Genomic DNA, 8948 nt, shown 5'->3' on the forward strand with positions numbered 1-8948 from the left:
CCTTACTTCTTTGTGGTTAGTCAGATATTGAGATAAAAATTATCGTTATTGAGTATGTGAGACTAACAGTAAGCATCTAGCATATTGATATGAAACTCCTGATACCATTTGTCTTTATGAGGTGTAGAGGCCTCATCAATGCCATCTGGAGTTCCCATTAAGAAGAACTTAATTAAAATATTCAGTATCATTTGGTTTTTGAATCCAGCAACTCCAGCAACTTATTCTGCAAATCAGCACCTCGCAAACCTTTGGCAACTATCTTTCCTGAGGGATCTAATAAAAAATTACCGGGTATAGACCTTACACCATATAATTTAGCGACTTCATTATCCCAATACTTAAGATCTGAAACATGTGTCCATGTCAATTTATCATCTTCAATTGCTTTTAACCACGCATCCTTTTTACCTGGCTGATCTAATGAAATACCCAACACAGTAAATCCTTTGTCTTTAAATTTTTCGTAAGCTGCAACCACATTAGGATTTTCGCGGCGGCAGGGCCCACACCATGAAGCCCAGAAGTCTAACAAAACATATTTCCCTTTAAAGTCCGAGAGCTTCACCGGGTTATCATAGATATTATTCTGGGTGAAGTCAGGCGCTTGTGAACCAATTTTAGTCCTTTTTGCAGCAGCAAATAGAACTCCAACTTGCTGGCCGTAGTAAGTTTGACGAATTCCAGACGAGAGATTTTGATACACTTTTTCCGCATCACTTTGTAATGTTTCATCAGAAGCCAACTGTGAAAGCACTGTTAGACTAACGAATGAATTTGGATGCCTACTTGCAAAGTCCAGATATATAGGAAATAACTCAGCGGAAGTGTTGTCATAACGCTTATAGAATCCTTCAAGGAAGGGTTCATCTTTTTTCTGTTCAACAGTGAATTTTGCATATTCTTCTCCAAGCGAAGTAAGTTTATCCTGTACCTTTTTTGACGCCGCTTTAAGCAAATAATTATCTGCATTAACTTTTGATCCATTGATCAGGGAATGTTTTAATGAGTCAGTGCCGGTAAGTTTTATGTTTCCAGGTTCGATATAAAATGATAGTACGTCTACCCTATTTCCCTTAATCGCATCTTTTCTGTAAAGAGTACTTTTTAATGGATCTTTAATGCTCCCATTAAAGTTAAATTTTCCATCAGTAACTATTGCTGAGTCTGCTTTGTTTTTCCCTTCTACACTGTAAGTAAGAAAAAGTTTTTCTCCTGTTCGGAGTCCTTTGATCTCTCCACTAAATGTAAATGGTTGCTGAGCAACAGCTATCAGAGGTAACATGCCGCCAATAAATGATAGTATTTTTTTCATATTAATTGTTCAACTAAATTTGATACAAAACAAATATAAATAAATACTACTAAATTAATAGACTTTATTGAAACTTCCCTTTGAATAGAAAATTTTGGCGTAAAGTAATCTTAACCTATTTATCGTAATGCCGGAAAAGGTCTGTTTCATAATTTTCAGCCATGGGTTGGTCAGGGTCATACTTCGGGCTATTTTTTACCGCTTCCACCGAAACATCTACTTCCACAGACGAGTCTGCCCAACTAACCTCTTTTATCCATTCGGGCGAAAGCAGAACTTTTTTCCCCGGAAACCAGCTACCGGTATCGACAATCAGAAAACGGATTCTCCAATACTCATCGACAATAATATCAGCTACTTTGCCTATCTCTCCATTCGTGGCGTGGATGTGATACCTTTTAACTTCGCTGATGCTGCGCAAATGAGGATCTCCAGGCTCTTTTTTATTACGCGCTGCGATGGACGCCTCTAAAGGCACTCTCGATTCAATCATTCCTGCCATACCCAGTTGCCCATAAAATCCTCCGCCTGTAGGATCGCCGTATGGCCATTCGTAATGGCTGTATAAGGCGAGCTCTTGCTGGCGGGATACAGGCTTTTCTGTATCTATGTCGGGACTCTCTTTAATTTGTTGCTTGGTGAGTTTAATCGGAAAGGACTTGTTTTTCCAATCAGGATCCTTCAAGGCTCCCGGAGAAATAAGTACTTTACGGTCCATTAGCCAACCGCCTGTTTTTACAATGAGGTAACGTATGGTCCAAGTTTCATCATCAAAATAAAACTCATCAACTTTCCCAATTTCTCCGTCGGTAGCACCCATAGTGAAACCGATCAGACTTTTTATATTATGTAGCATAATTTTAGTAATTAGGATTCAATAACTATCTCATTTCATAAAACAATCCAGGTTTGGATTTGTTCATCCACTTTGAATCATAAAAATCTGTATCTTGAATAGATTTAAAATAACCTGATATGAAACTTTTAAAACTCCTGCCGATACTTTTGTTAGGGATATCAGCCCTGGGCTTTACCACGCAAAAGACCCCATCCTGGCAAACGCTTTTTAATGGAAAAGATCTGAAAGAATGGGATACCTACCTGGCTCCCGATTATGATGACTCAGGTAAACCCCTTACAGGTATACCCATTGGTTTAAATAATGACCCTAAGAAGGTATTTACAGTGATAAAACAAGGCGAAGAAAATATCATCCGCATCTCGGGTGAAAGCTGGGGTGCAATCTCTACCAAAAAAGAATATGAGAATTACCATTTACAACTACAGTTTAAATGGGGAAATCTGAAATGGGGACAAAAGAAGAATTCGAACAAAGACAGTGGGTTGCTATATCATTCGGTAGGTAAATATGGGGCTGATTATGGGTCATGGATGCGTTCACAAGAATTTCAGATTGATGAAGGTAACTGTGGCGATTATTGGGGAGTTGCTGGTGGTGCAGCAGATATTCCTGCAATTAAAGAAGGGAAAAACTATACTTATCGTCCGGAAGGAAAGCTTATTAGCTTCCGAGAAGACAGCCAGATCGGTAGATTCTGTAAAAAAATGAGTGATGCAGAAAGACCATCTGGTGAATGGAATACAGTTGATTTATACTGTTATGGAGATACTAGTGTCCATGTGATGAATGGCAAAGTAATGATGGTCCTTTACCGCAACAAGCAAATCGATGACGGAAATGAATCACCACTAAGAAAAGGGAAAATTCAAATACAATCGGAAGGTGCAGAAGTCTATTATAAAGGAATAAAGATTCAGCAAATAACCAGTTTACCTGCAACTCTCTTGAAATAACACGCACTATGGCTAAATTTTAAAACATAAAAGTGATTAACGAAGAACTATACCTATCAACATTTAAGACTATCATAGGGAATTACCATACAATTTCTGAAGAATCATTTTCATTACTCGTATCTCTGATCCGTATACAGACCATTAAAAAAAATGAATTCTTATTAAAAGAAGGACAGATATCCAAGTCATTATACTTTGTCTGTAAAGGAGCGCTTATCGCGTATTTTAGTGATGTGCAGGGAAATACCTATAATAAAAATATTTTCCTGGAGCGGCAATTTGCAGGTTCTACCGTTTCCGCATTGCTGAAAATTCCATCCCAATTTACGTTACAGGCAATAGAAGACAGTACAGTTATTACGATCAATCATGAAAAATACAAGGAACTTATCGACCAGCGGGACGATTTGAAAAATTTCTATATTGCTTATCTCGAAAAAAATTGGGTTATAGATAAAGAACAGCGAGAAATATCTATCGTAATGGAAACCGCCAGTATCCGCTACTTAAAAATGCTGGCAAAACATCCGGGTATCGACAAAAGGATTCCATTACAGCATATCGCTTCCCATTTAGGAATTACGGCAACGCAGCTAAGCAGAATCAGAAGGGAAATAAAAAATAAATAGACCAATCAACATATGTAAAGTGAAATTGAAAAACATCAATCTAACTTCGCTATATGAATCAACAATTAGTATCCATAGCCGCATTTTTGGGCGGTATCTTTTTAGCTATTCAGGCAGGGTTTAATGCACATCTGGGTGTTTTGCTTAAAAAACCGCTACTTGCTACTATAGCCACATCCTTCAGTAGTCTGCTTTTTGCCTCGGTTTTTGTTTTGTTGATTTCAAGCGAAATACCAAACACTAGCCTGATTAAAAAAGTTCCCTGGTATTTATGGTTTACAGGGGGACTTTTCAGTGTTGTCGGAATTAGCCTTTATTTTTATAGCATTCCTAAGCTAGGGCTTTCTAAAATGATCTCATTAGGATTATGCGGCCAACTTATTTTTTCGGCTATCGCCACACACTTTGGTTGGTTAAATTTGCCATTAGAACCAATAACCGTAAAAAAGATAATAGGAATTATGGCCATGATGGCTGGAATACTACTCATAAATTCAAAATAAGCACTATGAATGAACATGCCTTGCTAAACATCAAAAACTTAATTACGCTCTGGGAAAAAGCCAGTAGTCCGTTCAATGGATTTTTTACCGATGAACAACTTAGTTATGTCCGCATTCCAAATTCGGACTGGCCAAATCGTCTCTGGCTGAAGCAACAATTAGATGAATCAGCCTTAAAGGAAATTCTGGAAATTATCAACTCCTCTCCCATTAGTTTATCGTTTTCGTATTGGGATGATACAGAAAGCACCAGGTATAAACTAATTGAATATAGCGGATTTGAGCAAAAATCAGCACAAATTGGCATGTCCATGCACCTTGACCAAAAATTTAACCAAGAACAGCGGTTAACTTTTGAGCAGGTATATCAGCCTGAACAGGCAAAAACCTGGACAGATTTATATCCGGAATCTTTTAAGTATAATATTAATCCTGAAATACTAATCAAAACATGCAATCAAATAACCTATTATACCATTTATTTGGATAAAACACCAATAGGAACAGTCCTTACCATGCAGACCGAAAATGCAATTGGCATACACGGACTGGGAATTATTCCACAAATGAGGAAAAGAGGATTTGCTGAAGAAACGATGGCATACATCTTAAATAAAGCCATAGATAATCAGTTAACATATGCCTACTTGCAAGCTTCAGAATTAGGTAAAAATATCTATCTGAACATGGGGTTTACGGTAGATTTCACAATGAGAAATTACATTAAGCAATTTTCCGCAATCTGAATATAGATCTTTAAATTACTTAACGGCCTTAAAGCGAGCCAGGGGTGCCATTCTGGCTTTATTTAAAGATAAATCATCTCCGTTAATACTGTAATTATCAGCGGCAATCAAGGCTTTAGTTAAACCATTTTCAATCTCCATGTTTTCACAAGCCATCATAGTGGACATTCCCTGTGAAAATTTTATCCTTCCATTCTCTTGTAATTTAAACTCACCACCTATCCCATTACAGCCTCCAGAAGCAGAATAACGGCTGTCACTTTTTTGAAGCAAAAGAAATGGTTCTTTACCATTTATCTTATCTGCCACCGGTTTACCTGCAAGTTCAACTAACTTCCACTTACGATCTGTAATTTGACTKGTTTCCATAGTGTCTTTGCTTGTTTGTGGTACAGAAGTCTTTTTAAAAATATTACATGCAGCTAGACACAAAAGGCATAAAAAGAGGAACGAATATTGAGTAGGTTTCATACGACTTGGATTTTTGAATTGCAACAAATATACCTTAGCAAATGTTTATTTAAAAGAGAATTATTTTAAAACGCCTTTACAACGTCGAGCCCGTTCCAAAATCTGGTGAATAATCTTCATCAAAGCAAATGATAGGTTCTATATCTTTGTATAAAATTTATGTATGACTATTCTTTATCAAAGCCAAAATATCATTATTCGTGAGTTTGTACCTGAAGACAAGCAATTGTTCGTTCTGCTTTTTGAAGATGAAGAAGTTGCCCGGTACATTCCTCAACGCTCGACGGCACAATACCTGGAATTGTTTGACAGCACGATAGCAGATTACAGCAAAGGCCCGCTAGGCCGATGGGGAATATTTGATATCCATACCCTGGATTTTATAGGCATGTATCTTACAAGACATTTTGAATATGTGCCGGATCAGGTTGAGATTGGATATGTTTTGGCTAAAAAATATTGGGGGAAAGGTATAGCCAGCGAAGCGAGCAGCGCTTTAATTGACTACTGCTTTACACATACAGATACCAATCAGGTAGTTGCTGTAACCGATCTGGACAATATAGGTTCACAAAAGGTTCTTGAAAAAGCAGGCCTTAGACGGTTAAATAACCTCAAGAGAGATGAACAAGAGTTGGCTTATTTTATGATCGAACGCACATAGCAAATATGATTCTCTGTGATTACCGGGAAGTATCTTTCCAGGATGACAAAGCTAATTAACAAAAAAAATACCTGAAATTGATAAACATCAAATGATATCTACATCAAAATACTTATCCGAAATCATAAACAGGTTAATCGAAAAACAACCTTATGATAAAGTCTCCGGACATACAGATCTCAAAAGTTATATTGGAACCCAATATGAAGTCATCGGCCTTTCAGTACCTATGCAGCGGTCAATACTAAAAACGGGCTACACTTTCAGTACACTAACTCTTCAGGATCAGCTTCCCGTTTGGGATGCAATATGGAAAAATGCAGATGTTTACGAAGTGCTAAGCCAATGCATCTACTTTGTTGAAAGGAACTTGTTAAAACTCGATGCGAATGAACTCTGGGAGGTCGTACGCTTATGGGTAAAAAAGATTGACAACTGGGCGCATTCTGACGGACTATCCGATATCTATGCACATTTAATGGAAAAGATGCCGGAGAAGATATACGGCCAGTATAAGCTATGGAACAAATCCGAAAACCCTTGGGAGCGTAGGCAGTCATTGGTTGGGATGCTGCTATACAGTAAGAAGCGTAAAACCCTTCTCCCTGCGGCAAAATTGCTAGATATGGTGGGGCCATTAATTGCTGATAAAGATTACTTTGTTCAGAAAGGATTAGGATGGGCGCTTCGGGAGATTGGCAATATTTATCCTGAAGAGACAATGGCTTTTTTGAACAAACATTGTACAATTCTTCATTCAGTAGCTTTTACTACCGCTGTAGAGAAAATAGACGCTCAGATTAAAGAAATGCTGAAAGCCCGACGAAAAGAACAAAGACATAAACGTAAAATGTAATCCGGACTTTACTATGCATTGGGGTATGTGAAAAATATTATCATCTTTTTATTTTCAAAATCACGTTTTTAAAGATATTTTGCAACCTAATTATTAATGAGATCGATATGGCTTCAGGTTTTTTTGCGATTTTAGATGATATTGCTGCTTTAATGGATGATGTCTCTGTGGCAGCTAAAATAGCAACGAGAAAAACTGCAGGGATCCTTGGGGATGATTTAGCCGTGAATGCGGAAAAGGCAACGGGGTTTCTGGCTTCAAGAGAGATACCAGTGCTTTGGGCAATTACCAAGGGGTCCTTCGTTAACAAAATTATTATTGTTCCGATTGCATTATTGCTCAATGCATTTTTTCCTATAGCGATAAAGATTATTTTAATTTTAGGTGGTTTTTTCCTCGCTTATGAGGGCGTTGAAAAAATAATCGAATACTTTTTTCATCGCAAGAAGGCGKATCATGAAGTAATTACAGCGGTAAAACAAGATGGTATCGAAGCAGAAAAAGCAAAGGTCAAGTCTGCTGTGATGACTGATTTCATCCTGTCCATAGAAATTGTAATTATTGCACTGGGAAGTGTCTTGGAAAAAAGCCTCCCTATTCAGATTTTAACGGTTTCGGTAGTTGCATTACTGGCTACCGTAGGTGTTTATGGTATCGTTGCCATCATAGTTAGAATGGATGATGCTGGGCACAAATTGATCAAGCGTTCCAGTGACAAGGGCTTTGTTGCACTAATTGGTCATTTACTTGTTAAATCACTGCCTGTTATCATCAGAATTCTGGGCGTGGTAGGAACAATTGCATTGATCTTAGTTTCGGGCGGTATTTTCGTTCATAACATTGAATTTCTACACCATTTGCTGCCAAGTATTCCCTTGATCATTAAGGAGTTCGGGATTGGGGTTCTCGCCGGATTGATCGTCTTCGCAGTTGTAAAACTTTGCAAAGTAATTTTAAGTAGCCTAAAATCGCTTTAATAAGTCAGCGCATACACCTACAATTTCCCCATCAATATCAAATCAGTAATCATTAGACCATCCTTATCAGGAGAAGTAAAATGTTTTAAATTGATTATTTCAAAGTTATTTTCCTGGAAGGCTTGAGTTAAATAACGCTCATGATGATAATTTACCCATACCTTATCACCTGTACTTGATATTTGATATCGCGATTTATTAACATCATCCTCCTCCATCGTGCTCAAATAAAACACACCACCTGGATTTAATAATCCAGGAACACTAGCGATTAGCGCAATAGCTTCCTTACGCGTCAAATAAGGTAGGCAAAAGCCACACGTGATTCCATCAAATTTCTCTTCGATCGTATCAATCTCCCGGCAATCCATGAGCTCAAATTTAGCTGTCGGGTTATTAGCTTGGGCTAGTTCGAGCATTTTCGAGGACAAGTCAATTCCTAAGACTTTATAGTCAGGTCTCCTGTTTAGCAAGTATTTGGTGATATTTCCAGGGCCACAGGCAATGTCTAAAATGCTGGCATTATCGGCTGTTATATTATCACAAAAGATATTGAGTAAGTCACCATAGGAACTAACATCCATAAACTTATCCTGATATATTTTTGCCGATTTGTTAAATGCATCAGCCGCCTTTAATATTTTCATATCCTTATCGTCTAAATTGGTCTTCGCTCATTACCGGAAATTCTTTTCATGATTTTAAATGCTTAAAGCTATAAAATATATATATAAAAGACCCCCTAAAAATGGTATATTTAATTGAGCTTTAATTAATTGTAAGAATCCTTATGAAAACAATATTGCTGCTTTTTATATGCTGTCTCTTTTTTTCTAGTGGTGATAAAGATATCCAAAAGCCATTGTACCTATTGGATTATAGTAAGGCAATTGTAGCAACATGTGGTTCTTTGTCTTTCACAGAAAATATTGATACTGTCGATAATGGCAAATTTATGATGTACCTGCC

The 8948-nt window shown here is 37.4% G+C and carries 12 protein-coding genes; 7 read left to right on the plus strand and 5 right to left on the minus strand.

The genetic code is table 11. The features are described 5' to 3' along the window. Window positions 1-62 precede the first annotated feature (62 nt). From AC1DG9_RS18305 to AC1DG9_RS18315, 3 genes are all read right to left on the minus strand, one after another. A complete protein-coding gene (locus tag AC1DG9_RS18305) occupies window positions 63-191 on the minus strand; it encodes a hypothetical protein (RefSeq protein WP_288879286.1) in 129 nt (42 codons plus the stop codon). After that, complete coding sequence (locus tag AC1DG9_RS18310) at window positions 188-1315, minus strand: TlpA disulfide reductase family protein (RefSeq protein WP_337716170.1); 1128 nt, start codon at window positions 1313-1315, stop codon at window positions 188-190. Before AC1DG9_RS18310 ends, AC1DG9_RS18305 begins: the two co-directional genes overlap by 4 nt. A gap of 115 nt (window positions 1316-1430) precedes the next feature. After that, a complete protein-coding gene (locus AC1DG9_RS18315) occupies window positions 1431-2171 on the minus strand; it encodes a PRC-barrel domain-containing protein (RefSeq protein WP_172662848.1) in 741 nt (246 codons plus the stop codon). 119 nt (window positions 2172-2290) lie between these two features. Here AC1DG9_RS18315 and AC1DG9_RS18320 point away from each other — a divergent pair, with 119 nt between their 5' ends. Genes AC1DG9_RS18320 through AC1DG9_RS18335 form a run of 4 tightly spaced genes read left to right on the plus strand, consistent with a single transcriptional unit; the run spans window position 2291 to window position 5011 of the window. Continuing rightward, window positions 2291-3130, plus strand: coding sequence for a 3-keto-disaccharide hydrolase (locus AC1DG9_RS18320; RefSeq protein ID WP_337716168.1), 840 nt, complete (start codon window positions 2291-2293; stop codon window positions 3128-3130). A gap of 32 nt (window positions 3131-3162) precedes the next feature. Continuing rightward, window positions 3163-3762 carry a Crp/Fnr family transcriptional regulator gene (locus AC1DG9_RS18325; RefSeq protein ID WP_288879284.1) on the plus strand — a complete coding sequence of 200 codons (600 nt, stop codon included), beginning with the start codon at window positions 3163-3165 and terminating at the stop codon, window positions 3760-3762. A 53-nt stretch (window positions 3763-3815) separates the two neighbouring features. Next, the gene (locus AC1DG9_RS18330; RefSeq protein WP_172662846.1) at window positions 3816-4265 is read left to right on the plus strand and encodes a DMT family transporter; all 450 of its coding nucleotides are present in this window, start codon (window positions 3816-3818) and stop codon (window positions 4263-4265) included. 5 nt (window positions 4266-4270) lie between these two features. Then, window positions 4271-5011 carry a GNAT family N-acetyltransferase gene (locus tag AC1DG9_RS18335; protein ID WP_172662845.1) on the plus strand — a complete coding sequence of 247 codons (741 nt, stop codon included), beginning with the start codon at window positions 4271-4273 and terminating at the stop codon, window positions 5009-5011. Between the two features lie 15 nt (window positions 5012-5026). On the opposite strand, the gene AC1DG9_RS18340 is transcribed toward AC1DG9_RS18335, so the two are convergent. Then, on the minus strand, window positions 5027-5380 hold the full coding sequence (locus AC1DG9_RS18340; RefSeq protein ID WP_246269700.1) for an META domain-containing protein: 354 nt from the start codon (window positions 5378-5380) through the stop codon (window positions 5027-5029). A 265-nt stretch (window positions 5381-5645) separates the two neighbouring features. Here AC1DG9_RS18340 and AC1DG9_RS18345 point away from each other — a divergent pair, with 265 nt between their 5' ends. The 3 genes from AC1DG9_RS18345 (at window position 5646) to AC1DG9_RS18355 (ending at window position 7979) form a co-directional block, all read left to right on the plus strand. Beyond that, the gene (locus tag AC1DG9_RS18345) at window positions 5646-6146 is read left to right on the plus strand and encodes a GNAT family N-acetyltransferase (RefSeq protein ID WP_288879282.1); all 501 of its coding nucleotides are present in this window, start codon (window positions 5646-5648) and stop codon (window positions 6144-6146) included. 91 nt (window positions 6147-6237) lie between these two features. Next, window positions 6238-7002, plus strand: coding sequence for a DNA alkylation repair protein (locus tag AC1DG9_RS18350; protein ID WP_288879281.1), 765 nt, complete (start codon window positions 6238-6240; stop codon window positions 7000-7002). 107 nt (window positions 7003-7109) lie between these two features. Continuing rightward, window positions 7110-7979, plus strand: a complete 870-nt coding sequence (locus tag AC1DG9_RS18355) for a DUF808 domain-containing protein (protein ID WP_477635005.1) — start codon at window positions 7110-7112, stop codon at window positions 7977-7979. 17 nt (window positions 7980-7996) lie between these two features. Here the strand turns inward: AC1DG9_RS18355 and AC1DG9_RS18360 are convergent, their stop codons facing one another. After that, the gene (locus AC1DG9_RS18360; protein ID WP_337716166.1) at window positions 7997-8626 is read right to left on the minus strand and encodes a class I SAM-dependent methyltransferase; all 630 of its coding nucleotides are present in this window, start codon (window positions 8624-8626) and stop codon (window positions 7997-7999) included. Between the last annotated feature and the right edge of the window lie 322 nt (window positions 8627-8948).

It is taken from the genome of Pedobacter sp. 05L430 (assembly GCF_056397585.1).